Annotated in this window: 25 protein-coding genes and 1 pseudogene; 20 read left to right on the top strand and 6 right to left on the bottom strand. The window is 69.6% G+C overall.

All coding sequences use genetic code 11. The features are described 5' to 3' along the window. Positions 1-146: 146 nt before the first annotated feature. Entirely contained in the window at positions 147-1,073 is a 927-nt protein-coding gene (locus tag ABT078_RS08750) for an ABC transporter ATP-binding protein (RefSeq protein WP_351225322.1), read from the bottom strand. Positions 1,074-1,201: 128 nt separating this feature from the next. Here ABT078_RS08750 and ABT078_RS08745 point away from each other — a divergent pair, with 128 nt between their 5' ends. The 11 genes from ABT078_RS08745 (at position 1,202) to ABT078_RS08695 (ending at position 9,721) form a co-directional block, all read left to right on the top strand. Then, a complete protein-coding gene (locus ABT078_RS08745; protein ID WP_351225320.1) occupies positions 1,202-1,996 on the top strand; it encodes a DUF72 domain-containing protein in 795 nt (264 codons plus the stop codon). A gap of 70 nt (positions 1,997-2,066) precedes the next feature. Beyond that, entirely contained in the window at positions 2,067-2,432 is a 366-nt protein-coding gene (locus ABT078_RS08740; protein WP_351225318.1) for a YidB family protein, read from the top strand. 268 nt (positions 2,433-2,700) lie between these two features. Further along, the gene (locus tag ABT078_RS08735; RefSeq protein WP_351225316.1) at positions 2,701-3,477 is read left to right on the top strand and encodes a helix-turn-helix transcriptional regulator; all 777 of its coding nucleotides are present in this window, start codon (positions 2,701-2,703) and stop codon (positions 3,475-3,477) included. Further along, positions 3,474-4,895, top strand: a complete 1,422-nt coding sequence (gene sufB, locus ABT078_RS08730; RefSeq protein WP_351225314.1) for a Fe-S cluster assembly protein SufB — start codon at positions 3,474-3,476, stop codon at positions 4,893-4,895. The genes ABT078_RS08735 and sufB overlap by 4 nt, the downstream gene beginning before the upstream one ends. A 59-nt stretch (positions 4,896-4,954) precedes the next feature. Then, the gene (gene sufD / locus ABT078_RS08725) at positions 4,955-6,136 is read left to right on the top strand and encodes a Fe-S cluster assembly protein SufD (RefSeq protein ID WP_351225312.1); all 1,182 of its coding nucleotides are present in this window, start codon (positions 4,955-4,957) and stop codon (positions 6,134-6,136) included. Further along, positions 6,136-6,453 carry a non-heme iron oxygenase ferredoxin subunit gene (locus tag ABT078_RS08720; protein ID WP_351225310.1) on the top strand — a complete coding sequence of 106 codons (318 nt, stop codon included), beginning with the start codon at positions 6,136-6,138 and terminating at the stop codon, positions 6,451-6,453. The genes sufD and ABT078_RS08720 overlap by 1 nt, the downstream gene beginning before the upstream one ends. Positions 6,454-6,460: 7 nt before the next feature. After that, positions 6,461-7,225: a Fe-S cluster assembly ATPase SufC gene (gene sufC / locus ABT078_RS08715; RefSeq protein WP_351225308.1), complete on the top strand. Its 765-nt coding sequence runs from the start codon at positions 6,461-6,463 to the stop codon at positions 7,223-7,225. Then, entirely contained in the window at positions 7,222-8,478 is a 1,257-nt protein-coding gene (locus ABT078_RS08710; RefSeq protein WP_351225306.1) for a cysteine desulfurase, read from the top strand. The genes sufC and ABT078_RS08710 overlap by 4 nt, the downstream gene beginning before the upstream one ends. Positions 8,479-8,503: 25 nt before the next feature. Beyond that, on the top strand, positions 8,504-8,959 hold the full coding sequence (gene sufU / locus ABT078_RS08705) for a Fe-S cluster assembly sulfur transfer protein SufU (RefSeq protein ID WP_351225304.1): 456 nt from the start codon (positions 8,504-8,506) through the stop codon (positions 8,957-8,959). Beyond that, entirely contained in the window at positions 8,956-9,294 is a 339-nt protein-coding gene (locus tag ABT078_RS08700; RefSeq protein WP_351225302.1) for a metal-sulfur cluster assembly factor, read from the top strand. The genes sufU and ABT078_RS08700 overlap by 4 nt, the downstream gene beginning before the upstream one ends. Before the next feature lie 61 nt (positions 9,295-9,355). Beyond that, on the top strand, positions 9,356-9,721 hold the full coding sequence (locus ABT078_RS08695; protein ID WP_351225300.1) for a VOC family protein: 366 nt from the start codon (positions 9,356-9,358) through the stop codon (positions 9,719-9,721). On the opposite strand, the gene ABT078_RS08690 is transcribed toward ABT078_RS08695, so the two are convergent. Next, a complete protein-coding gene (locus tag ABT078_RS08690) occupies positions 9,711-10,943 on the bottom strand; it encodes a DUF7847 domain-containing protein (RefSeq protein ID WP_351225298.1) in 1,233 nt (410 codons plus the stop codon). The genes ABT078_RS08695 and ABT078_RS08690 overlap by 11 nt on opposite strands. A 124-nt stretch (positions 10,944-11,067) precedes the next feature. Here ABT078_RS08690 and ABT078_RS08685 point away from each other — a divergent pair, with 124 nt between their 5' ends. From ABT078_RS08685 to dapD, 3 genes are all read left to right on the top strand, one after another. Continuing rightward, positions 11,068-11,388: a DMT family transporter gene (locus tag ABT078_RS08685; protein WP_351225296.1), complete on the top strand. Its 321-nt coding sequence runs from the start codon at positions 11,068-11,070 to the stop codon at positions 11,386-11,388. Then, the gene (locus tag ABT078_RS08680) at positions 11,388-11,930 is read left to right on the top strand and encodes a TetR/AcrR family transcriptional regulator (protein ID WP_351225294.1); all 543 of its coding nucleotides are present in this window, start codon (positions 11,388-11,390) and stop codon (positions 11,928-11,930) included. The genes ABT078_RS08685 and ABT078_RS08680 overlap by 1 nt, the downstream gene beginning before the upstream one ends. 142 nt (positions 11,931-12,072) lie before the next feature. Then, positions 12,073-13,062, top strand: coding sequence for a 2,3,4,5-tetrahydropyridine-2,6-dicarboxylate N-succinyltransferase (gene dapD, locus ABT078_RS08675; protein ID WP_351225292.1), 990 nt, complete (start codon positions 12,073-12,075; stop codon positions 13,060-13,062). A gap of 727 nt (positions 13,063-13,789) precedes the next feature. Here the strand turns inward: dapD and ABT078_RS08670 are convergent. Beyond that, complete coding sequence (locus tag ABT078_RS08670) at positions 13,790-14,545, bottom strand: GbsR/MarR family transcriptional regulator (protein WP_351225290.1); 756 nt, start codon at positions 14,543-14,545, stop codon at positions 13,790-13,792. Positions 14,546-14,788: 243 nt separating this feature from the next. Between ABT078_RS08670 and ABT078_RS08665 the strand changes: the two are divergent. The 5 genes and pseudogenes from ABT078_RS08665 (at position 14,789) to ABT078_RS08645 (ending at position 18,878) form a co-directional block, all read left to right on the top strand. Continuing rightward, positions 14,789-15,453: pseudogene (locus ABT078_RS08665) on the top strand (DUF4097 family beta strand repeat-containing protein). A 27-nt stretch (positions 15,454-15,480) separates the two neighbouring features. After that, on the top strand, positions 15,481-16,449 hold the full coding sequence (locus ABT078_RS08660) for an ATP-binding cassette domain-containing protein (RefSeq protein WP_351225288.1): 969 nt from the start codon (positions 15,481-15,483) through the stop codon (positions 16,447-16,449). Continuing rightward, the gene (locus ABT078_RS08655) at positions 16,446-17,237 is read left to right on the top strand and encodes an ABC transporter permease (RefSeq protein WP_351225286.1); all 792 of its coding nucleotides are present in this window, start codon (positions 16,446-16,448) and stop codon (positions 17,235-17,237) included. Before ABT078_RS08660 ends, ABT078_RS08655 begins: the two co-directional genes overlap by 4 nt. Positions 17,238-17,648: 411 nt before the next feature. Next, on the top strand, positions 17,649-18,416 hold the full coding sequence (locus tag ABT078_RS08650) for a hypothetical protein (protein ID WP_351225284.1): 768 nt from the start codon (positions 17,649-17,651) through the stop codon (positions 18,414-18,416). A 300-nt stretch (positions 18,417-18,716) separates the two neighbouring features. Then, entirely contained in the window at positions 18,717-18,878 is a 162-nt protein-coding gene (locus tag ABT078_RS08645; protein WP_351225282.1) for a hypothetical protein, read from the top strand. Positions 18,879-18,896: 18 nt separating this feature from the next. Here ABT078_RS08645 and dapA read toward each other — a convergent pair whose 3' ends face one another. Next, positions 18,897-19,814, bottom strand: coding sequence for a 4-hydroxy-tetrahydrodipicolinate synthase (dapA, locus tag ABT078_RS08640; RefSeq protein WP_351225280.1), 918 nt, complete (start codon positions 19,812-19,814; stop codon positions 18,897-18,899). Between the two features lie 124 nt (positions 19,815-19,938). Further along, positions 19,939-20,130, bottom strand: coding sequence for a GNAT family N-acetyltransferase (locus tag ABT078_RS08635; protein ID WP_502981177.1), 192 nt, complete (start codon positions 20,128-20,130; stop codon positions 19,939-19,941). Positions 20,131-20,176: 46 nt separating this feature from the next. Between ABT078_RS08635 and ABT078_RS08630 the strand changes: the two genes are divergently transcribed. Continuing rightward, on the top strand, positions 20,177-20,806 hold the full coding sequence (locus ABT078_RS08630) for an antibiotic biosynthesis monooxygenase (RefSeq protein WP_351225278.1): 630 nt from the start codon (positions 20,177-20,179) through the stop codon (positions 20,804-20,806). 17 nt (positions 20,807-20,823) lie between these two features. On the opposite strand, the gene ABT078_RS08625 is transcribed toward ABT078_RS08630, so the two are convergent. Next, positions 20,824-22,674: a DUF8508 domain-containing protein gene (locus tag ABT078_RS08625; protein WP_351225276.1), complete on the bottom strand. Its 1,851-nt coding sequence runs from the start codon at positions 22,672-22,674 to the stop codon at positions 20,824-20,826. Between the last annotated feature and the right edge of the window lie 100 nt (positions 22,675-22,774).

Raw genomic sequence — 22,774 nt, 5'->3', positions numbered from 1 at the left:
GCTCACCGGGGGGACGTCGCCCGGATCTCCGGCGGTTTGCGGTGTCGTCCCGCGTCACGACCGCAGCTCCTTCCCGGTGTGCTCCAGGCTGTGCTCACCCGGGGGACGTCCCCCGGACCCCCGGCGGTTTGCGGTGTCGTCCCGCGTCACGACCGCAGCTCCTTCCCGGTCAGTTCCAGAAACACGTCCTCCAGGGTGTGCCGCTCCACCGAGATGCCGTCCGGCATCACCCCGTGCTGCGCGCACCAGGAGGTGACGGTGGCGAGCAGCTGCGGATCGACCGTGCCCGCGATCCGGTACGAGCCCGGCGTCAGCTCCGCCGCGGACGTACCGTCCGGCAGCGCCTTCAGCAGTGAGCCGACATCGAGGCCCGGTCGGCCCGTGAAGCGCAGGGTGTTCTCGGCGCCGCCGCGGCAGAGCTGCTCCGGGCTGCCCTGGGCGACGACACGGCCCCCGTCGATGATCGCGACGTCGTCGGAGAGCTCCTCGGCCTCGTCCATGAAGTGCGTGGTGAGCACGACGGTGACGCCGTCCGTGCGCAGTTCGCGTACCAGGTCCCAGGTGGAACGGCGGGCCTGCGGGTCGAGCCCCGCGGTCGGCTCGTCGAGGAAGACCAGCTCGGGGCGGCCGACGACGGCCATGGCCAGCGCGAGCCGCTGCTGCTGTCCGCCGGAGAGCCGCCGGAACGTCGTACGGCCGCAGGAGCCGAGCCCCAGGCGCTCGATCAGGGCGTCCACGTCGAGCGGGTGCGCGTGCAGCCCGGCCATGTGGCGGAGCATCTCGTCGGCGCGGGCGCCCGAGTAGACCCCGCCGGACTGGAGCATCACACCGATGCGGGGCCGCAGGCGTCCGGCGTCGGCCACCGGGTCGAGGCCGAGGACGCGGACCGTGCCGGAGTCGGCGCGGCGGTAGCCCTCGCAGGTCTCGACCGTGGTGGTCTTCCCGGCCCCGTTCGGGCCCAGGACGGCCGTCACCGTGCCGGCGCGGACGTCCAGGTCGAGCCCGTCGACGGCGGTCTTGGTTCCGTACCGCTTGACCAGGCCGCGCACCTGGACGACGGACTCGTTCTTCATGCGGGGAAGTCTAAGGAGCCCGTGGAGGTGCCCCAGCCGCGGGTCTCGGGTGCAAGGGCGCGAACCGGCCGATTTCTCCGTGTCTCCCGAAGGGTGGGCGATGCGGGCCCGCGGGGAAGGCTCACCGTATGACCGTGCTCATCGGCACGTCCGGGTGGCAGTACCGGGACTGGCGAGGCGTGCTCTACCCCGAGGACCGGCCCCAGCGACTGTGGCTGGAGGAGTACGCACGGCACTTTTCGACCGTCGAGAACAACAACGCCTTCTACCGGCTCCCCGAGCGGAAGACCTTCGCCGACTGGCGCGAGCGCACCCCCGCGGGATTCGTCATGGCGGTGAAGGCCAGTCGCTATCTCACGCACATCAAGCGACTGCACGATCCCGAGGAGCCCGTGCACCGCCTCATGGAGCATGCGGAAGGGCTGGGCGAGCGGCTGGGGCCCGTGCTGCTCCAGCTCCCGCCCACCCTGCGGTGCGACCCCGGGGTCCTGGACGCGGCACTCGCCTGCTTCCCCCGCCGGGTCAGGGTGGCCGTCGAACCCAGGCACGACTCGTGGTGGACGGACGAGGTCCGGGACGTGCTGCAGGGCCGCGGCGCCGCGCTGTGCTGGGCGGACAGCGGTTCGCGGCCGGTGTCGCCGCTGTGGCGGACGGCCGACTGGGGGTACGTGCGGTTCCACGGAGGCCTGGCGGAGCCGCGTCCGCGCTACGGACGCCAGGCACTCACGAGCTGGGCCGGGCGCATCGCCGACGCCTGGCCGGACCGCGCCGACGTCCACGCGTACTTCAACAACGACACCGGCGGGGCGGCCGTGCACGACGCGGTCGCCTTCGCACGCGCCGCGGCCGCTCGCGGGCGCACGGTGACCCGTACGCCGGGCGAGGAGACCCAGGACGGGCGGGACCCGGGCCATGGCGGGTGAACCTGCGAGTGGACCCGTGGAATGGAACGCTGTGAGGGAAGACTCCGCGGACACCGGAAAGGCGACAGCCATGGCGGACAACGACCTTGAACGTCTGTTCGGCGGCGCGGACACGGAGGCGGGCGAACTGCTCTCCTCGCTGTTCAGTGAGGTCGGCGACAGCGGACAGAGCGGAGGCAACCCGCTCCAGGGGCTGGTGAGGGAGCTGAACGAGGGCGGTCTGGCCCCGAAGGTGGAGTCCTGGATCGGCACCGGCGAGAACCAGCCCGTCAGCGGCCCGGAGATCGCGCAGGCCCTTCCGTACCAGGTCCTCGACAGCGTCGCACAGCGCGCGGGTGTCACCCCCGAGCAGGCCGCCGACCGGCTCGCCGACGCGCTCCCGCAGGCAGTCGACAACCTCACCCCCCAGGGCGAGGTACCGCAGGGCCTGCTGTGAGCCGGGACGCGCCCGGATGAAGGGCGTCACCTGCACGGACGGTTGGCGGGCAACGGTCGGCCGCGGGGGGACACCCGGGGCACAAGGGGCTGGTCACAGGGCCTGCGGTCGGCCGCAGGCCGCGCAGGACGGTGTCACGGTCAGCCCTCGGGATTCGTCCCACGAATGATCATTCCCGCAGGTCAGGTTTCCCTAAGTGATGCACTGCACCGTCCGGTGATCGGGACGCGGCTTGTCAGTCTCTCGGGAATTACGCAACAATGGCGTTGTGAAAAACGTCGGCGAGGCTCCGCAGGAGGAACTCGCGACCGGGGAGCGCTCCACGCGCAACCGGGTCGCGCGGTCGATCCTGGACCACGGGCCGTCCACCGTCGCCGACCTCGCGGGGCGCCTCGGGCTCACCCAGGCCGCCGTCCGCCGTCACCTCGACGCACTCGTCTCCGACGATGTCGTCGCCGCCCGCGAGCAGCGTGTCTACGGCGCGCGCACGCGCGGCCGGCCCGCCAAGGTGTTCGCGCTCACCGACTGCGGCCGGGACGCCTTCGACCAGTCCTACGACAAGCTCGCCGTCGACGCCCTGCGCTGGATCGAGCAGGCCGCCGGCGGAGGGGCTGCCGGAGAGGCCGCCGTCGCCGCGTTCGCCCGGGACCGGATGGAGGCCCAGGCCGAGGCGTACCGCACGGCCGTCGAGGCCGCGGAGCCCGAGGAGCGCACCGAGGCCCTGGCCAGGGCGTTGACCGCCGACGGGTACGCTGCTACGGCGCGTAACGCACCGGTGGGCGAGCAGCTGTGCCAGCACCACTGCCCCGTCGCCCATGTCGCCGAGCGGTACCCGCAGCTGTGCGAGGCGGAGACCGAGGTCATCTCCCGCCTGCTCGGCACGCATGTGCAGCGTCTGGCCACCATCGCCCACGGCGACGGGGTGTGCACGACCTTCATCCCGAAGGCCGGACACAGGCCCGACGAACGGGCCGGTGAGACCAGCAAGACCGACAAGACCACTTCGCAAGCATCTGCAAGCACGGCCGGGAGGAACCCCGCATGACTCTCCCCATGGAGACTGCTCACCCCGAACTCGAGGGCCTGGGCAAGTACGAATACGGCTGGGCCGACTCCGACGCCGCAGGCGCCGCTGCCAAGCGCGGTCTTTCGGAGGACGTCGTCCGCGACATCTCCGGTAAGAAGAACGAGCCGGAGTGGATGCTGAAGCTGCGGCTGAAGGGTCTGCGGCTGTTCGACAAGAAGCCCATGCCGACCTGGGGCTCCGACCTCTCCGGCATCGACTTCGACAACATCAAGTACTTCGTGCGCTCCACGGAGAAGCAGGCGGAGTCCTGGGAGGACCTCCCCGAGGACATCAAGAACACGTACGACAAGCTCGGCATCCCCGAGGCGGAGAAGCAGCGCCTCGTCGCCGGTGTCGCGGCCCAGTACGAGTCCGAGGTCGTCTACCACCAGATCCGTGAGGACCTGGAGGAGCAGGGCGTCATCTTCCTGGACACCGACACCGCGCTGAAGGAGCACCCGGAGCTCTTCAAGGAGTACTTCGGCACCGTCATCCCGGTCGGCGACAACAAGTTTGCGTCGCTGAACACCGCGGTGTGGTCCGGCGGATCGTTCATCTACGTCCCGAAGGGCGTCCACGTCGAGATCCCGCTGCAGGCCTACTTCCGTATCAACACGGAGAACATGGGCCAGTTCGAGCGGACGCTGATCATCGTCGACGAGGACGCGTACGTCCACTACGTGGAGGGCTGCACGGCCCCGATCTACTCCTCGGACTCGCTGCACAGCGCCGTGGTCGAGATCATCGTCAAGAAGGGCGGCCGCTGCCGCTACACGACGATCCAGAACTGGTCGAACAACGTCTACAACCTGGTCACCAAGCGTGCCGTGGCCTACGAGGGCGCGACCATGGAGTGGGTCGACGGCAACATCGGCTCCAAGGTCACGATGAAGTACCCGGCCGTCTACCTGATGGGCGAGCACGCCAAGGGCGAGACCCTGTCCATCGCCTTCGCGGGCGAGGGGCAGCACCAGGACGCCGGCGCCAAGATGGTCCACATGGCCCCGAACACCTCGTCGAGCATCACCTCCAAGTCGGTGGCCCGAGGCGGCGGCCGGACCTCCTACCGCGGCCTGATCGAGATCGGTGAGGGCGCGGCCGGATCCAAGTCGAACGTGCTGTGCGACGCCCTGCTGGTGGACACCATCTCCCGTTCCGACACCTACCCGTACGTCGACGTCCGCGAGGACGACGTGACCATGGGCCACGAGGCGACCGTCTCCAAGGTCTCCGACGACCAGCTCTTCTACCTGATGCAGCGCGGTATGTCCGAGGACGAGGCGATGGCGATGATCGTGCGCGGCTTCGTCGAGCCGATCGCCAAGGAGCTGCCCATGGAGTACGCCCTGGAGCTCAACCGGCTGATCGAGCTGCAGATGGAGGGCGCGGTCGGCTGACGCCGCCGTACTCCACAGCGCCAGACTCTTTGACTGAGAAAGCGAGCACAACGACAGCCATGGCTGAGGCTCAGAACATTCCGGCGGGTTCCACCACCGCCGGGTCGATCGCGGTGGCCGCCGAGTCCACCGTCGCCACCCGCATGAGCGCCCCACCGTCCTTCGACGTGGCGGACTTCCCGGTCCCGCACGGACGCGAGGAGGAGTGGCGGTTCACGCCGCTGGAGCGGCTGCGCGGGCTGCACGACGGCACCGCGGTCGCGACCGGTGAGGGTGTCCGCGTCGAGGTGAACGCTCCCGAGGGCGTGACCGTGGAGACCGTCGGCCGTGACGACGCGCGGCTCGGCAAGGCCGGCACGCCCGTCGACCGGGTCGCGGCCCAGGCCTACACCTCCTTCGAGAAGGCCTCGGTCGTCTCCGTCCCGAAGGAGACCGTGCTCACCGAGCCGATCCGGATCGCCGTGCACGGCGAGGGCGGGACCGCCTTCGGCCACCAGCTGGTCGAGCTGGGTGCCTTCGCCGAGGCCGTCGTCGTCATCGACCACACGGGTGACGCGGTGCTCGCCGCCAACGTCGACTACGTGCTCGGCGACGGCGCGAAGCTGACCGTCGTGTCCGTGCAGGACTGGGACGACAAGGCCGTCCACGTGGCCCAGCACAACGCGCTGGTGGGCCGGGACGCCTCGTTCAAGTCGGTCGTCGTCACCTTCGGCGGCGACGTGATCCGTCTCCACCCGCGCGTGGAGTACGCGGGCACCGGTGGCGAGGCCGAGCTCTTGGGTCTGTACTTCACCGACGCCGGCCAGCACCAGGAGCACCGCCTCCTGGTCGACCACAACATGCCGCACTGCCGCTCCAACGTCGCCTACAAGGGCGCGCTCCAGGGCGACGCGGCACACGCCGTGTGGATCGGTGACGTGCTGATCGAGGCCGCGGCCGAGGGCACCGACACCTACGAGCTCAACCGCAACCTGGTCCTGACGGACGGCGCCCGCGTCGACTCCGTGCCGAACCTGGAGATCGAGACCGGTGAGATCGTCGGCGCCGGCCACGCCTCCGCCACCGGCCGCTTCGACGACGAGCAGCTCTTCTACCTGATGGCCCGCGGTCTCCCGGAGAAGGAGGCGCGCCGCCTGGTCGTGCGCGGCTTCTTCGCCGAGCTGGTCCAGCAGATCGGCCTGCCGGACCTCGAGGAGCGCCTCATCGCCAAGATCGAGGCCGAGCTGGAGGCATCCGTCTGATGGCCTTCGTCCGAGCCTGTGGGCTGAGCGAGCTGGAGGAGGACACCCCGAAACGGGTGGAACTCGACGGCACGCCCGTCTCCATCGTCCAGACCGAGGGCGAGGTGTTCGCGATCCACGACATCTGCTCGCACGCGAACGTCTCCCTCTCCGAGGGCGAGGTCGAGGACTGTCAGATCGAGTGCTGGCTGCACGGCTCCAGCTTCGACCTCCGTACCGGCAAGCCGTCCGGCCTTCCCGCGACGCGCCCCGTCCCCGTGTACCCCGTAAAGATCGAAGGGGACGATGTGCTCGTCTCCGTCACCCAGGAGAACTGAAGTCCCCATGGCAACGCTTGAAATCCGCGACCTGCGCGTCTCCGTCGAGGCCGACCACGCCACCAAGGAGATCCTCAAGGGCGTCGACCTGACCGTGAAGCAGGGCGAGACCCACGCCATCATGGGCCCCAACGGCTCCGGCAAGTCGACCCTCGCCTACTCCCTCGCGGGCCACCCCAAGTACACGATCACCAGTGGCACCGTGACCCTGGACGGCGAGGACGTCCTGGAGATGTCCGTCGACGAGCGCGCCCGCGCCGGCCTCTTCCTCGCCATGCAGTACCCGGTCGAGGTCCCCGGTGTCTCGGTCTCCAACTTCCTGCGCACCTCCGCCACCGCCATCCGCGGCGAGGCCCCCAAGCTGCGCACCTGGGTGAAGGAGGTCAAGGAGACCATGGAGCGTCTGTCCATGGACCCGTCCTTCGCCGAGCGCAACGTCAACGAGGGCTTCTCCGGCGGTGAGAAGAAGCGCCACGAGATCCTCCAGCTGGAGCTGCTCAAGCCGAAGATCGCAATCCTCGACGAGACCGACTCCGGCCTCGACGTCGACGCGCTGCGCGTCGTCTCCGAGGGCGTCAACCGGGTCCGCGAGAGCGGCGAGGTCGGCACCATGCTGATCACGCACTACACGCGGATCCTCCGCTACATCAAGCCCGACTTCGTCCACGTCTTCGCGAACGGACGGATCGCCGAGTCCGGCGGCCCGGAGCTCGCCGACAAGCTCGAGGCCGAGGGCTACGAGGCGTACACGAAGGGTGGCGTATCCGCGTGACACAGCTGCCGGGCCTCCTCGACACCGAGGCGATCCGCAAGGACTTCCCCATCCTGGACCGTCTGGTCCACGACGGTAAGAAGCTCGTGTACCTGGACAATGCGGCGACCTCGCAGAAACCGCGTCAGGTCCTCGATGTCCTCAACACCTACTACGAGCGGTACAACGCCAACGTCCACCGCGGCGTGCACGTGCTTGCCGAGGAGGCCACGGCGGAGTACGAAGGCGCCCGTGACAAGGTTGCCGCCTTCATCAACGCGCCGAGCCGCGACGAGGTGATCTTCACCAAGAACGCGTCGGAGTCGCTCAATCTCGTCGCCAACATGCTGGGCTGGGCCGACGAGCCCTACCGCGTGGACCGTGAGACCGAGATAGTCATCACGGAGATGGAGCACCACTCCAACATCGTTCCGTGGCAGCTGCTGGCGCAGCGCACCGGCGCGAAGCTGAAGTGGTTCGGTCTCACCGACGACGGCCGTCTCGACCTCTCCAACATCGAAGAGATCATCACCGAGAAGACGAAGATCGTCTCCTTCACGCTGGTCTCCAACATCCTGGGCACGATCAACCCGGTCGACCAGATCGTCCGCCGGGCGCAGGACGTCGGTGCGCTCGTCCTCGTCGACGCCTCGCAGGCCGCCCCGCACATGCCGCTCGACGTCCAGGCCCTGGGCGCCGACTTCGTGGCCTTCACCGGTCACAAGATGTGCGGCCCGACCGGTATCGGCGTTCTGTGGGGCCGCCAGGAGCTGCTGGAGGACCTCCCGCCGTTCCTGGGCGGCGGCGAGATGATCGAGACCGTCTCGATGCACTCGTCGACGTACGCCCCGGCCCCGCACAAGTTCGAGGCGGGTACGCCCCCGATCGCCCAGGCCGTCGGCCTCGGTGCGGCCGTGGACTACCTCACCGCGATCGGCATGGACAAGATCGCGCAGCATGAGCACGCGATCACCGAGTACGCGGTCCGCCGCCTCCAGGAAGTCCCCGACCTTCGCATCATCGGCCCGGTCACGGCCGAGGACCGCGGCGCGGCGATCTCCTTCGTGCTCGGCGACATCCACCCGCACGACGTGGGCCAGGTCCTCGACGAGCAGGGCATCGCGGTCCGCGTCGGCCACCACTGCGCGCGGCCCGTGTGCCTCCGGTACGGAATTCCTGCGACCACGCGGGCGTCGTTCTATCTGTACTCCACGCCGGCCGAGGTGGACGCCCTGGTCGACGGACTGGAGCATGTTCGCAACTTCTTCGGATGAGGGCGCCTACCGTGAGGACTGACGCGTGAAGCTGGATTCGATGTACCAGGACGTCATCCTGGACCACTACAAGCACCCCCACGGGCGGGGCTTGCGTGACGGTGACGCCGAGGTGCACCACGTCAACCCCACCTGTGGCGACGAGATCACCCTGCGCGTGAGGTACGACGGCACGCTCATCTCGGACGTCTCGTACGAGGGCCAGGGCTGCTCCATCAGCCAGGCCTCCGCCTCCGTGCTGAACGAGCTGCTCGTCGGCAAGGAGCTCGCCGAGGCGCAGAAGATCCAGGCAACGTTCCTTGAACTGATGCAGTCCAAGGGCCAGATCGAGCCGGACGACGCGATGGAGGAGGTGCTGGAGGACGCGGTCGCGTTCGCCGGTGTCTCGAAGTACCCGGCGCGCGTGAAGTGCGCCCTCCTGAGCTGGATGGCATGGAAGGACGCGACGGCCCAGGCGCTGTCCGAAGGGAAGACCGCATGAGTGAGAACGCCGAAGTCACGACGAAGCCGGCCTCCGAGGAGGAGATCCGCGAGGCGCTGTACGACGTCGTCGATCCCGAGCTGGGCATCGACGTGGTCAACCTCGGGCTGATCTACGGCATCCACATCGACGACTCCAACGTCGCCACGCTGGACATGACGCTGACGTCCGCGGCCTGCCCGCTGACCGATGTGATCGAGGACCAGGCGAAGTCGGCGACGGACGGCATCGTCAATGAGCTGAAGATCAACTGGGTCTGGATGCCGCCGTGGGGTCCGGACAAGATCACTGACGACGGGCGTGAGCAGCTGCGCGCGCTCGGCTTCAACGTCTGACTCGCGTCCGACACGCGTCGGGTTGCGTCAACGGCCATGCCCGCCAGGCAGACTGGCGGGCATGGCCGTTCGCATGTACCACCTCGTCGTCGACGCCCACGATCTGTCCGCCCTGGCCCGGTTCTGGTGTCAGGTGCTGGACTGGCAGGTGCTCTTCGAGGACGAGGACGAAGTCGTCATCGGTGCCGATGAGTTTGCGATGCCGGGCATGTGCTTCGTACCCGTGCACGAGAAGAAGACGGTCAAGAACCGGCTGCACATCGATCTCACGCCCGACGATCAGGCCGCCGAGGTCGAGAGGATCCTCGCGCTCGGGGCCCGGCGGGCCGATGTCGGGCAGGAGGACGAGGTCAGCTGGGTGGTGCTCGCCGATCCCGAGGGCAACGAGTTCTGCGTGCTGCGGCCGAAGAAATCGCTCACGGACTGACGGGCGGCACCGGGCCACCGGGTGCGGGCGGGACAGGGCCACCGGCGTCGTCCGGGATCGGACCACCCGGCGGTGCGGGCGGGACCGGGCCACCGGGCGGACCCGGCGGTGCGGGCATACCCGCCGCCTCGGCCAGGACCGGGGCCAGGTTCTCCTTGCGGATGCGCTGGTCGACGTAGAGCAGGCCGGTCGCCAGGGGCGGGAAGGTGGTCTGGATGACGTACCCGATCAGCTGGGCCACGAGGGCGGCCACGATGTAGAGGGCGAAGGCCGACAGCAGCTCCGACAGCTCCGGCTCGGAACCGAGGCTCGCCGCGCCCGCTATGGCGGGGATGAACCCGATCATGGTGATCGCCTGCTGGATGACGTAGGCGATGACCCCGGCGATCACATAGACCAGCAGAGAGATGCCGAAGACCGGCCACCATCGGCCGCGCACCAGCTCCGAGGAGCGGCGCATCGCCTGGATGGGGCCCTGCTTCTCGAACACCACGGCCGCGGGGGCGAGGCTGAACTTCACCCAGAGCCAGACCGCCGGCACGGCGGTCACCAGGGCGCCGAGCACGCCGAACCCCACGAGGGCGCCCGCCTCCGCGTCGCCGTACTCGCCGGAGGCGAGCAGCGACGCACCGATCATCGCGGTCGCGAAGCCGGCCGTGGCCAGGGCGACCGGGACCATGGCGATCAGCCCGCTGAGCAGGGTGGTGCCGATCACGGCAGGCACTCGGGGCATGGCCTGCCGCCAGACGGAGCCGAAGCCGGCCGGGCGCCCCAGGACCGCGTCCTGGAGGACGGCGAGCATGCTCGCCTGCACGAGCGCGATGGCCAGGAGGTAGCCGATCATGGCGACGAGCCCGATGGACCCGAAGGCGACGACGAGCGGCTGTATCCGGTCCCAGTCAGGGTCCTGGCCGTCGGGGAGATCGATCAGCTCGTAGAACGTGTCGCTGACGGCGGAGAAGGCGATGAGGAGGGCGCCGACCATGACCAGTGTGTAGGCCCCGAAGACGGCTGCCGGTATGCCGATGACGACCTTCTTGTAGCCCCCGACCGTTGCGAAAGCGCCGCTCAGGATGTCTCCGACGGTGAGCGGTCGCAGCGGGATCACTCCCGGCTTCGGCGACGGTGGCGGCCCCCAGCCACCCCAGCCCGGTGCTGCGGGCCCTCCGGGCACGCCCCCGTACGGACTGCCGTACGGTCCCCACCCCACGTTGTCCGACATTTCCCGCTCCCCGCCTGTCCTGTTCTCGTCCCCGTCTGACCGGAACACGGTAGCGGGCAGGGGCATGCCCACGACATGCAGGTGCTGTGTACGGTCGTACACATCGTTGTGTACACTCGTACGCATGGGATACGGACTGCTGGCCGCTGCGATCGCGGCGGAGGTGGCCGGCACCACGGCCATGAAGTACAGCGAGGGCTTCACCAGGCTGTGGCCTTCACTGATCACGGTGGTGGGCTATGTGCTGGCCTTCAGCCTGCTCGCGCAGACGCTGAAGACGCTCTCGGTCGGCACGGCCTACGCGATCTGGGCCGGCGTCGGCACCGCCGCCGTGGCCGCGATCGGCATGGTCTTCATGAACGAGTCCACGAGCCTCGTGAAGGTCGCGGGCATCGCACTCGTCATCCTGGGAGTCGTCGTTCTCAACCTCGGCGGGGCGCACTGATGGGGCGCGCACGCAGGTACGACCCCGAGCGGCGCCAGCGCATCATCGACGCCGCGATCCGCGTGGTCGGCCGCACCGGCATCGCAGGGCTCAGCCATCGGTCCGTCGCTGCCGAGGCCGATGTGCCGCTCGGCTCGACGACGTACCACTTCGCCTCCCTGGACGAGCTGCTCGTCGCCGCGCTCCGGCAGGCGAACGAGGGCCTGGGCAGGACCCTTCGGGAGAGCGGCGCCCTCGGCGACCCGGACGCCGATCTCGCCGAGGAGCTCGCCCGGCTGATGGGGGAGTGGCTCGGCGGCGAACGCACAGGTGTGGAGCTCGAGTACGAGCTCTATCTGGCAGCCCTGCGCCGTCCCGCCCTGCGTCCGGTCGCGGCGGAGTGGACCGACGGCGTCGTCGAGGCCCTCTCCCGCAGGGCGGACCCGGTCACGGCACGGGCGGTGGTCGCGCTGATGGACGGCATCTGCCTGCAGGTACTGCTGACGGACGCGGCGTACGACGAGGAGTACGCGCGCGAGATGCTGCGGCGGGTGCTGAGCTGACGGAGGCGGTCCCGGTGTGGGGCCGGTGGTCGGCGGTCCGGGGCCCGGGGGGTGGGTGTCCGGGGGCGGGGGTCCGGCGGTCCGCGGCCCTGCACATGAGACCGGTTCGCCCGTGCGCGTCCTCGCCGGTTAGGTTCTCCTCATGACCGACACCACTGCTCCTCGCACCACCGGCGCCGTCGCCGCCGGCCTTGCCACCATCGCCGGCGACGGCACCGTGCTCGACACCTGGTTCCCCGCCCCCGGGCTCTCCGCCGAGCCCGGTCCCGCCGGCACCGAGCGCCTCACCCCCGACCAGGCCGTGAACCTGCTCGGTGAGGGCGCCGCCAAGGCCGTCGGTGTGGACGCCCGGCGCAGGGTCGAGGTCGTCGCCGTCCGTACGGTCATCGCCTCGCTCGACGACAAGCCGCTGGACGCGCACGACGCCTACCTGCGCCTGCACCTGCTCTCGCACCGCCTGGTCAGGCCCCACGGCCAGAGCCTCGACGGTCTCTTCGGGCTGCTCTCCAACGTCGCCTGGACCTCGCTCGGCCCGGTCGCGGTCGACGACGTCGAGACGGTGCGCCTGAATGCCCGTGCCGAGGGCCTGCACCTGCAGGTGACCTCGATCGACAAGTTCCCGCGGATGACGGACTACGTCGCCCCCAAGGGCGTCCGGATCGCCGACGCGGACCGCGTCCGGCTCGGCGCGCACCTCGCCGAGGGCACCACCGTGATGCACGAGGGCTTCGTCAACTTCAACGCCGGCACGCTGGGCACCTCCATGGTCGAGGGCCGCATCTCCGCGGGCGTCGTCGTCGGCAACGGCTCCGACATCGGCGGGGGCGCCTCCACCATGGGCACGCTCTCCGGCGGCGGCAACGTCGTCATCTCCATCGGCGAGCGCTGCCTGGTCGGCGCCGAGGCGGGCGTCGGCATCGCACTCGGCGACGAGTGCGTCGTCGAGGCCGGTCTGTACGTCACCGCAGGCACCCGCGTCACGCTGCCCGACGGCCAGATCGTCAAGGCCCGTGAACTCTCCGGCGCGTCCAACATCCTCTTCCGCCGCAACTCGGTGACCGGCGCCGTCGAGGCCCGCCCGAACAACGCGGTGTGGGGTGGGCTGAACGAGGTTCTGCACAGCCACAACTGACCACCCCGGCGGCCGCGACCTGCGGCCGCCTCATCGAGCAGTGCTGTGACCTGCTGCTGCACCGACGGCAGTTGTCGGCGCCGGTCATCGTCGAGCGCCCTTCCACGGCCCCGGGCCGGCCGGAAGGGCGCTCGTGCATTGGGGGAGACGCCTGCCTTGTCAGCCCGGCAGCGATTTCCGAGGCGTTCGTGGGCTCATCGGGCCTGGGCCCGGCCGGCCACGGTACGCATACCGGCCCCGCCACGTCCTTCAGCGACCGCCGCTGACCGGTCGTTCTGGCGCGGTAGTGGCACGACAGTCAGTCATTGGGCTTCAGCAGCGCGTCCGCTCTCGGACCGCCGCGGCAAGGCCTGTTGGCGTCATCCTGTACGGCGCTGCGGGGGAACCGGACCTGGGATCACGTCCTTGCCGAGATGCTCCTCGATCAGATACTTGAGTTCTGGTCCCTCGATCAGCTGCAGACGGCCATGCTGACGGGGGAGTCGTGGCTCGCCCTCCCGCACCAGGAAGCAGTGCCGGCGGGAGCTGAGATCTCCCACAGCCTGTCCGGTACCAGCCGCTCAACCGTCCCCGTGCCCGGACAACAAGCTACGGCCGATCAAGACACCGGCTTGAGCCCCATCTCCGCCTGCCTGGTCTGCGCAGGAGCCGTCGAGCAAACCCATGGGTTTCCCCGAGAACACAGCCGGCCTCGTCCCATGGCTGTGACCATCAAGACGGCTGTCCATCAGCGATCTGAACGTGGCTCGCCAGTGCTGCCCGAGGTCGTTTCGGGTTTCGTGTGGAGGACTTCGCGGGCCTGGTCCGCGGCGCGGGTGATGCTCTCGGAGACGAAGTCGAGGAAGCGGGCGATGTTCTCGAGGCGGGCGGCGGCCGGGGTGCCGGGGCCGAGGATGCCGACGCCCTGCCGTGCGGTCTCGACGATCTGGGCGGTGGACCGGGCGCTGGCGATCATCGATTGGTACCAGACGTCTTCGTCGGCGAAGTAGCGCTCGCGGCGGTGTTCATCGCGTTCCCGGCGGACGAGGCCCTGACTCTCGAGGAACGCGATCGCTTTGGAGATGGACGCGGGGCTGACCTGGAGGCGCTGGACGAGTTCGGACGCGGTGAGGCTGCCGGCGTCGGTGGTGTAGAGGCAGGCCAGCACCCGGGACATCATCTTGGGCGCGCCTGATTGCATGAGGACGGTGGTGAACGTCTCCTCGTACTCGCGCACGGCCTCGGCGTCGCGTCCGTGGGCCTGCGGGGGCGCCTCCTGCGGCCCTCGGGGCGCGGCCTGCCTGCGCCGGTGGGCGCGGCGTTCGGTGGCGCGGTGGGCGAGGTCGGCGCGGTAGGTGGTGGGGCCGCCGTTGCGCATGACCTCGCGCGTGATGGTCGAGGTCGGGCGGTCGAGGCGTCGGGCGATCTCCGCGTAGGCGAGGCCGTCGGCCAGTCCCAGCGCGATCTGCTGGCGTTCCTGCTGGGTGAGCCTGCCTCCCGGCATCGCGGCCTCCTTCATGGTTCGTGGCGTCTCCAGTATAGCGTTCACCCCGAATCCATTGCAACGCGCAGGGGCAGGGGTGTTGCGTTAGATTGAAAATCATTGCAACGATTTCCCGGTCTTTACCTGCAACGATGCCAATCATGCGCAACGAGTCTGTTGCCGGATCTGTGAATGCAACGTAGCTTTTCCGTCATCGGAAACAACGTGCCGAAGGAGCGCACGATGCAGAAGAAGGAGAGCACGATGCAGAAGTTCGACACCCCCGCCCCGGTCTCGGCCGTCCTCGACATCCCCGCGGGACGCGTGCAGTTCATCGCCGCCGACCGGGCCGACACCACGGTCGAGGTCCTGCCCGCGGACCCCTCGAAGAGCCGCGATGTGAAGGCGGCGGAGCAGACCACGGTCGAATACGGCGACGGAGTCCTGCGGATCGAGGCCCGAGCGGCGAAGAACCAGCTTTTCGGCCCCTCGGATCCGTGGAGGTGACCGTCCGGCTGCCCGCCGGCTCCCGCATCGAGGGCAAGGCGGCCAGCGCCGAATTCCGGGGCGTCGGACGGCTCGGCGACGTCGCCTTCGAAGGCGCGTACCGCCGGATCAAGATCGACGAGGCCGCGAGCGTCCGCCTCACTGCGATCGACGGCGACGTCGAGGTCGGCCGCCTCGGCGGCCCCGCGGAGATCAGCACCGCAAGGGGCGACATCCGGATCGCCGAGGCCGTGCGCGGCACGGTCGTGCTCCGCACCCAGTCCGGCGACATTTCCATCGCCGCCGCCGCCGGTGTCTCGGCCGCTCTGGACGCGGGCACCGACTACGGCCGCGTCAGCAACGCCCTCAAGAACGATGGCACCGCCGAACTCGACATCCGCGCCACCACCTCCCACGGCGACATCACTGCCCGCAGCCTCTGACCCGCAGCCTCCAAAGGAGCACCCCTCATGACCAGCTTGGCCATCGCGGCGAACGGGCTGCGCAAGTCCTACGGCGACAAGGTCGTGCTCGACGGCGTCGACCTGGCCGTCCCGGAAGGAACGGTCTTCTCCCTGCTCGGCCCGAACGGCGCCGGCAAGACCACCGCCGTGAAGATCCTCTCCACCCTCATTTCCCCCGACCCCGCCTCCGGCGGGATCCGCATCGGCGGACACGACCTGGCCACCGACCCCCAGGCGGTGCGCGCCGCGATCGGCGTCACCGGACAGTTCTCCGCCGTCGACAACCTGATCACCGGCGAGGAGAACATGCTCCTCATGGCGGACCTGCACCACCTCTCCCGCAGCGAGGGCCACCGCACCGCCGCCGAACTCCTCGAGCGCTTCGACCTGGTGGAGGCGGCATCGAGGCCCGCCTCCACCTACTCCGGCGGCATGAAGCGCCGCCTCGACATCGCCATGACCCTGGTCGGCAACCCCCGCATCATCTTCCTCGACGAGCCGACCACCGGCCTCGACCCGCGCTCCCGCCACAACATGTGGCAGATCATCCGCGAGCTCGTCACGGGCGGCGTCACCGTCTTCCTCACCACCCAGTACCTGGAGGAGGCCGACCAACTCGCGGACCGTATCGCCGTGCTCCACGACGGCAAGATCGCCGCCGAGGGGAGCGCCGAGGAGCTCAAGCGGCTCATCCCCGGCGGACACGTCCGGCTCCGTTTCTCCGACCCGGCCGCGTACCAGTCCGCCGCCGTCGCCCTGCACGAGGTCGCCCGGGACGACGAATCCCTCGCCCTGCAGATCCCCTCGGGCGGCAGCCAGCGCGAGCTGCGCTCCATCCTCAACCGGCTGGACTCGGCCGGCATCGAGGCCGACGAACTGACCGTGCACACCCCCGACCTCGACGACGTCTTCTTCGCCCTGACCACCTCCAGCGTGCCCAACCAGCCCACCCAGTCCCAGGAGGCTGTCCGATGAGCGCCCTCTCCCTCGCCGTACGCGACTCGAACACGATGCTGCGCCGCAACCTCCTGCACGCCCGGCGCTACCCGTCCCTCACCCTGAACCTGCTGCTCACCCCGATCATGCTGCTGCTGCTCTTCGTCTACATCTTCGGCGACACGATGAGTTCGGGCATCGGCGGCGGTGGTCCGGACCGCTCCGCATACATCGCGTATGTCGTCCCGGGCTTGCTGCTGATGACCATCGGCAGCACCGTGGTCGGCACCGCGGTCTCCGTCTCCAACGACATGACCGAGGGCATCATCGCCCGCTTCCGCACGATGGCGATCCACCGCCCTTCGGTGCTCGTCGGGCACGTCGTCGGCAGCGTGCTGCAGTCGATCATGAGCGTGGTCCTCGTCGGCGCCGTCGCCGTGGCCATCGGCTTCCGCTCCACCGATGCCACCATCCTGGAGTGGCTCGCGGCGTTCGGACTGCTCGTGCTCTTCGCCCTGGCGCTCACCTGGATCGCGGTCGGTATGGGCCTGATCAGCCCGAACGCCGAGGCCGCCAGCAACAATGCAATGCCCCTGATCCTGCTGCCACTTCTCTCCAGCGCCTTCACCCCGGTCGACTCCATGCCCGGCTGGTTCCAGCCGATCGCCGAGTACCAGCCGTTCACGCCCGCCATCGAAACCCTGCGCGGCCTGCTGCTCGGCAGCGAGATCGGCCACAACGGATGGCTCGCCATCGTCTGGTGCCTGGGCCTCGCGGTGCTCGGCTACCTCTGGTCGACCTCGAAGTTCAACCACGACCCGAAATAACCGCCATGACAACGCGGGCCACCTCCCGCAACTCGTCCCACCCCAGAGCGGCGTACACCGACACCCCGTCGGTGTACGCCGCCCGTTCGTGTGCAAGGAACGAGCACAAAGCCGAGCACTCCCTCGCCTTCGTCGGCATCGGCGGCGCACTCACCGCTACCGCCGCTGCACCGACCAGGACGACGTCTCAGCCGACACCGCTTCCTCGGCTTGGCCGTACGTGCCCGGCAAGCAGAATGACCTCTCGCGCTGAACGCCACCCGAGCCCCTCGGAGTGATCTCCGTCCCGTGATTGAGGGTGTTCACCGTGACGCCCTCGACCGGCCGAGGTGGCGTCACGCGGCTTGCGTGCATCCATTGGGCCTGATCGACCGTCCTACAAGAAGGCGAGCAGAACCCGAGGGAGCATGGATGGACACGTCCACGCGTGACCCCGATCGCGGACGCGACCGGAACGACAACTCTCCCGCACTTGGGACACAACCGTCGGCCGGGTTCGTTCTTGCGGTGAGGGCCGCCGGCTGCCTGGCCCTCATCGCCGGCGTGCTGGCACTGTGCGGGGCCGGCCACTTCGCTCACGAGTTCTCGGACTCGCTCACCGACCAACGTGCCCTCCGTTGCGCTCACGAATGTGGCTTCGGGGAGACCAGCCGAAATTGCCTGCGTCGCATCGACGCCACCGTCGCGGACGGGCACCCGGAGGGGTTGGTGTTCACTCTCGACGGACCGGACGCCGTCGCCGGGGAGTACCGCCTGAGCAACCCGCCCAGCACTTTGGAGGACCTGAGGTCCGGGGAACACGTCACCGTCACCGTCTGGCAGGGCCGCCGCACCGCCATAACCAGGGAGAGCACGGGTGGGACCCGCTTCCTCCCAGACGCCCCGCAAGGCAGAGTGCCTCTGCACCTGGCGCTGGTTCTGACATTGCTCAACGTGGCCGGCTGCGCCCTGTCCGCCACCTGGTGGTGCCTGTGGCGGACCCACGAGCTCATCAGGCCCCGCGGTGTACGGAAGCTGTGGATCGTCGCTCGGACAACGTTGGGTCTGGCCCTGGGGGCAGCTGTGATCGGCTACATCGCCGGCGAATTCGGGAGTCTCGTACCCCTCTTGATGTTCTGGCCGGTCGCGGCGATCTTCTTCGTGTCCTGGAATCGCCGGCGCTCTCTCGACAGCGGCTGAGTGGCCGTCGACTGGTTGTCCTCGGTGCCGTTGCCGTCGTCCCGAAGCAACTCGGGCGGGGTTCGATCAGCGGCCGGTGTGCCCCTCACCGGCCGGGTCGAGCCACACGTCCCGCTGCTACGACGGATTGGCCAGAGCCAGGACCACGGGCACGACGTGGACGCGCTGGTTCGCCATGAGTTGGGCGTCTTCGCTCACGGGTCCGAGCCCAGCGACGCCGGCATGAGGAGGCGCCGGCGCTCTCGGGAGCATCTGACCGGCGTGAGGACAAGGCCGGCCGCGCCCGGAACGTTGACGCTCATGGCCGTGGGGCAGCCGTCCGGGGCCGCCTTCGCGGACGAGACCAACACCGCTTCCCGCGACGGGCCGACGGTGTCGCTGGTCTCGACCGGTCAGGTCGACGACCCGCTCGAGGACGTCCTGGAGCACGCCTCGGCCGTCGGATCCCCGGGCGGGCCCTGACCAGGGTCCGGGGCGGTGCTACTGCCCCGCCCGCATCGCCTCGTACGCCGCCACCAGCGCGCCGACCCTTTCCGGGCCGGCGGACTGCAGCGGTTCCCGGACCGGGCCGGCGGGCAGACCCAGTGCGTCGAGCAGCGCCTTCGTCGTCACCGTCCCCGGCAGCCCGGACGCCATCATCAGCTCGGCGAGCGGGAGCGTCACACCGTTGAGCCGGGCGGCCTCCGCCGTACTGCCCGCGTCGAACGCATCGAGCACGGCACGCAGCGTGCGCGGCGCGACGTTGGCGACCGTGCTGACGAAGCCGGCACCGCCGACCGCGTACAGCGGTAGGTTCAGCTCCTCGCAGCCCGAGTAGTACGCGAGCGAGGTCCCGGCGATCACCTTCGTGCTGCCGAGCAGGTCGTACGCGCAGTCCTTCACGGCCACGATCCGCGGGTGCCCGGCGAGGCGCAGCATGGTCTCCGGTTCGATGCGGGTGCCGGTGCGCCCCGGGATGTCGTACAGCATCAGCGGAACGCCCACCGCGTCGGCGACGCCGAGGAAGTGCGCCTCGACGGCGGCCTGCGGCGGCCGGCTGTAGTACGGCGTGACGACGAGCAGCCCGTCTGCGCCCGCGGCCTCGGCGGCCCGGGCCAGCGCGACGGTGTGCCGGGTGCTCGCACTGCCGACCCCGGCGACGACGCTCGCTCGGTCGCCCACCGCCTCCCGTACCGCCCTGACGAGCGTGGTCTTCTCCGCGTCGGTGGTCGTCGGGGACTCGCCCGTCGTGCCGTTCAGCACGAGCCCGTCACAGCCCTCGGTGACGAGATGAGCGGCGAGCTTCTGCGCTCCGGCCAGGTCCACGTCGCCCGTGGCCGTGAAGGGCGTGATCATCGCGCAGAGGGCACGGCCGAAGGGACGTGGGCGCCGGGTGGGTTGCGGGCGTTGTGTGGTCATGGTCGCAGTGTCGGTCGCCCGGCCGTGAAGTTCCACTTAGTTCTGCTCGGGGTGAAGGGCAAGAAATACTGAAGAGTGGGCCGGCGGCCCGGCGCCCCTCAAGCCGGTCCGGCGCTCCTGATGCTCAGAGCGGCAGCTTGAACCCGTCGTGGCTGGGCACGAAGCCGAGGGGCGCATAGAAGCGGTGCGCCTCTGCGCGCCGCTTGTTGCTCGTCAACTGGACCAGTGCGCAGCCGCGTTGGCGGGCCCGCTCCACCGCACGGGACACCAGCTTCCGGCCGAGACCGGCGCCGCGCCGGTCGGCCCGGATCCGCACGGCCTCGATCAGGGCCCGCTCGGCGCCGTTTCCGCCGAGGCCCGGGATGTATGCGAAGGCCGCCGTCGAGGCGATGGCCGCCGCCTGGCAGCGCCGCGGCCGGCCGGATCCGGGACTGCTGTCCTACAGCGTGTACGCGAGTGACGACGGAGAGGCCCTGCTGCACTACATGCAGTGGGCGGGCGACGACGCCTTCCAGGAGTTCCAGCGCACCCGAAGCGCCGTCGAGGAGGAGTGGAACGCCGAGGTCGACGCCGCCGTGCCCGGCATCGAGCGGCTCGGGCCGCACGCCTACGAGCTCTACCGCAGCGGCCGGCGCGCCCCGGGTGACCAGCGGGTACCGGGCTGTGTCGTCATCGTCGAGGTCGACTTCGACGGCCCGGACGCGGCGCGTCTGCGCGACTGGGTCGACGCCGTGTTCGCCGCGCTGGAGAACGATCCGTACACGCACCCCGGCGGCATGGCCGCGCACTTCCACATCCGTACGGACGGCACCCGGGTCGTCAACTACGCCGAGTGGGAGAGCGCCCGGGTCCATCAGGAGGCGCTCGAGGCCCCCGGCGACGGCATCGGTTCGCGCACCGAGCAGTGGGAGCGCGTCCAGCACTACCCGGGGCTCACGGGCAGCCGCGTGACGCGCTACACGCCCGCACTCGGTATGAGCGCGGGCGTGTAGCGCACGGTGCGCGACGCCTACGGGCGGAAGCGCAGCACCTGCGGGTCGTGGTCGCTGTTCTGGTCGGCGAACTCCGCGTTGATGTGCACGCTGTCGTAGCTGAAGTCGTCGATCGACGGGCTGGTCAGGATCTGGTCGAGGACCTGACTGTTGCCCTGGTAGACGTAGGAGTAACGCTCCCCGCGCGGCAGCGACTTGATCGCCGGGTACAGCACCCCGCCGTCGGTGAGCGCCTTCGTCGTCTCCGAGAACTCGAAGTCGTTGATGTCGCCGAGGACCACGACATCGGCACTCCGCTGCGCCTTCAGGATGTCCTTGACGAAGGTGTTGACAGCCTGCGCCTGCTGGAGTCGCTTGGCCTCGGAGGAGCGGACCGGCGGCTGGTGGTGCGAGGTCAGACCCTCGTCGCCGCCCTTCGAGCCGAAGTGGTTGGCGATGACGAAGACCGTGCGGCCGCGGAAGACGAACTCGCCGGCGAGCGGCTTGCGGCTGCTCTCCCAAGCGGTGTTCGCCGGGTCGATCCGGCCGGGGGAGAGGGTCAGGGCTGCGCGGCCCCGCTCCTGGACGACACGGGTCGCGGCGGTCGCGGTCCCGCCCGTGCGGTCGGTGAAGGAGACCCGCTCGGGGTTGAAGAGGAACACCTGGCGGATGTTGCCGCCTGGCTCGCCGCCGTCCTTGTTGTTCTCCGGGTCGACCGTGCGCCACTCGTACGCCGGGCCGCCGGCGGCCGCGATCGCGTCCGTGAACTTCTCGACCGTCTGGTCGGCGGCGACCGTCCCGTCGTTGGTGGCGCCGTTGTTGTCCTGGATCTCCTCCAGGGCGAGGATGTCCGGCGAGGCGAGATTGTCGACGACCGCCTTCGCCAGCGCGTCGAACTTCTCCTGCGGGTCGGACGGGTCCAGGTTCTCCACGTTGTACGTGGCGATCGCCAGCTCGCCATGGCGCTGCGGGCGCGTCGACTCGCGCTCCAGCTCGCGGTCCACGACCGTGCCGAGGGTGCGGGCGGTGATCGTGTAGCCGCCGAACTGGTTGAAGTCCAGCGGTCCTTCTGTCGTCCCGGACAGCACGTCTCCGACGTTCGCCTTCGGGAACGGCTGCTGGGCGAGCGGGACCAGCGACTGGATCTGCAGCCGGCCGGTGTTCTGGGACTCGTACGAGCCGTAGCGCGTGCCGCCGCGCCAGGTCGGGTTCTCCCAGGGCTTCACCGTGACCCACAGCTCGGCGAACGGGTCCGTGGCGCCGACGACGCGGGAGGTGCCGATGCGCACGTTGCTGCCCTCGAGCGACTCGTAGTAGTCCAGGGCGTACGAACGGGGCGCGAGCGCGAGCGCGTTGATGCTGTTCGCGGCGGCCGGGTCGCCGGCGGGCGCGTACGCCGACGGGACGGTCCGGCCGGTGACGGTCACGGCCTGGGGCAGGGCGTTGCCGGAGGACACCACGGTGACGGTCGGCTTGGAGATCTGGGTCAGCGACTGGTTGCCGGAGCTCAGACCGCCCGGGACGAACTCGCCGACGGTGCCCGAGACCTTCACCGCGTCGCCGGCGGCGACGGTCGGGGTCGATCCGGTGAAGACGAAGATGCCCTCGCTGGTGGCCGGGTTCGCGTCCGCCTGGGTGTCCTGGATCCAGAACCCGCGCGAGGAGCCGTACGTACGGACGCCGATGACGATGCCCTCGACGTCCGTGACCTGCTGCCCGACGAGCGGGCTGACGCGGGTGGTGCCCTGGATGTCGTGAATGCGTACGCCGGCCGTGGCGGTGGCGGTGTCGGCGTCGGCGGCGGCCGAGGAGGAACCGGCGAGCAGGCCGGTGGCCAGGGCGATGGCCACGACGGATGCGACGGCGGCAGATCTCGGTATCGAAGGCATCGGAGAACTCCGGAGTGAGGGTGAGGGGTGGTTCGCATGTCTACGCGCGTCAATCTCTTGGCAGAGCGTGCCACTTGTCAAGAGCTGTCAGATATACGGG

Source organism: Streptomyces sp. NPDC002133 (assembly GCF_040296405.1).
GTDB lineage: Bacteria > Actinomycetota > Actinomycetes > Streptomycetales > Streptomycetaceae > Streptomyces.
Note: the sequence above shows the minus strand (reverse complement) of the source record. Positions and strands in the feature narration are given on the sequence as shown.

Bases quoted from the DNA above. Each gene is read 5' to 3' on its own strand.
- dapA (WP_351225280.1), bottom strand. From the start codon at position 19,814: ATGACCACACAACGCCCGCAACCCACCCGGCGCCCACGTCCCTTCGGC.
- ABT078_RS08745 (WP_351225320.1), top strand. From the start codon at position 1,202: ATGACCGTGCTCATCGGCACGTCCGGGTGGCAGTACCGGGACTGGCGA.
- dapD (WP_351225292.1), top strand. From the start codon at position 12,073: ATGACCGACACCACTGCTCCTCGCACCACCGGCGCCGTCGCCGCCGGC.
- ABT078_RS08750 (WP_351225322.1), bottom strand. From the start codon at position 1,073: ATGAAGAACGAGTCCGTCGTCCAGGTGCGCGGCCTGGTCAAGCGGTAC.
- ABT078_RS08695 (WP_351225300.1), top strand. From the start codon at position 9,356: ATGGCCGTTCGCATGTACCACCTCGTCGTCGACGCCCACGATCTGTCC.
- ABT078_RS08685 (WP_351225296.1), top strand. From the start codon at position 11,068: ATGGGATACGGACTGCTGGCCGCTGCGATCGCGGCGGAGGTGGCCGGC.
- ABT078_RS08630 (WP_351225278.1), top strand. From the start codon at position 20,177: ATGTATGCGAAGGCCGCCGTCGAGGCGATGGCCGCCGCCTGGCAGCGC.
- ABT078_RS08655 (WP_351225286.1), top strand. From the start codon at position 16,446: ATGAGCGCCCTCTCCCTCGCCGTACGCGACTCGAACACGATGCTGCGC.
- ABT078_RS08660 (WP_351225288.1), top strand. From the start codon at position 15,481: ATGACCAGCTTGGCCATCGCGGCGAACGGGCTGCGCAAGTCCTACGGC.
- ABT078_RS08690 (WP_351225298.1), bottom strand. From the start codon at position 10,943: ATGTCGGACAACGTGGGGTGGGGACCGTACGGCAGTCCGTACGGGGGC.
- sufD (WP_351225312.1), top strand. From the start codon at position 4,955: ATGGCTGAGGCTCAGAACATTCCGGCGGGTTCCACCACCGCCGGGTCG.
- sufB (WP_351225314.1), top strand. From the start codon at position 3,474: ATGACTCTCCCCATGGAGACTGCTCACCCCGAACTCGAGGGCCTGGGC.
- ABT078_RS08645 (WP_351225282.1), top strand. From the start codon at position 18,717: ATGGCCGTGGGGCAGCCGTCCGGGGCCGCCTTCGCGGACGAGACCAAC.
- ABT078_RS08680 (WP_351225294.1), top strand. From the start codon at position 11,388: ATGGGGCGCGCACGCAGGTACGACCCCGAGCGGCGCCAGCGCATCATC.
- ABT078_RS08625 (WP_351225276.1), bottom strand. From the start codon at position 22,674: ATGCCTTCGATACCGAGATCTGCCGCCGTCGCATCCGTCGTGGCCATC.
- ABT078_RS08740 (WP_351225318.1), top strand. From the start codon at position 2,067: ATGGCGGACAACGACCTTGAACGTCTGTTCGGCGGCGCGGACACGGAG.
- ABT078_RS08670 (WP_351225290.1), bottom strand. From the start codon at position 14,545: ATGCCGGGAGGCAGGCTCACCCAGCAGGAACGCCAGCAGATCGCGCTG.
- ABT078_RS08700 (WP_351225302.1), top strand. From the start codon at position 8,956: ATGAGTGAGAACGCCGAAGTCACGACGAAGCCGGCCTCCGAGGAGGAG.
- sufC (WP_351225308.1), top strand. From the start codon at position 6,461: ATGGCAACGCTTGAAATCCGCGACCTGCGCGTCTCCGTCGAGGCCGAC.
- ABT078_RS08650 (WP_351225284.1), top strand. From the start codon at position 17,649: ATGGACACGTCCACGCGTGACCCCGATCGCGGACGCGACCGGAACGAC.
- ABT078_RS08720 (WP_351225310.1), top strand. From the start codon at position 6,136: ATGGCCTTCGTCCGAGCCTGTGGGCTGAGCGAGCTGGAGGAGGACACC.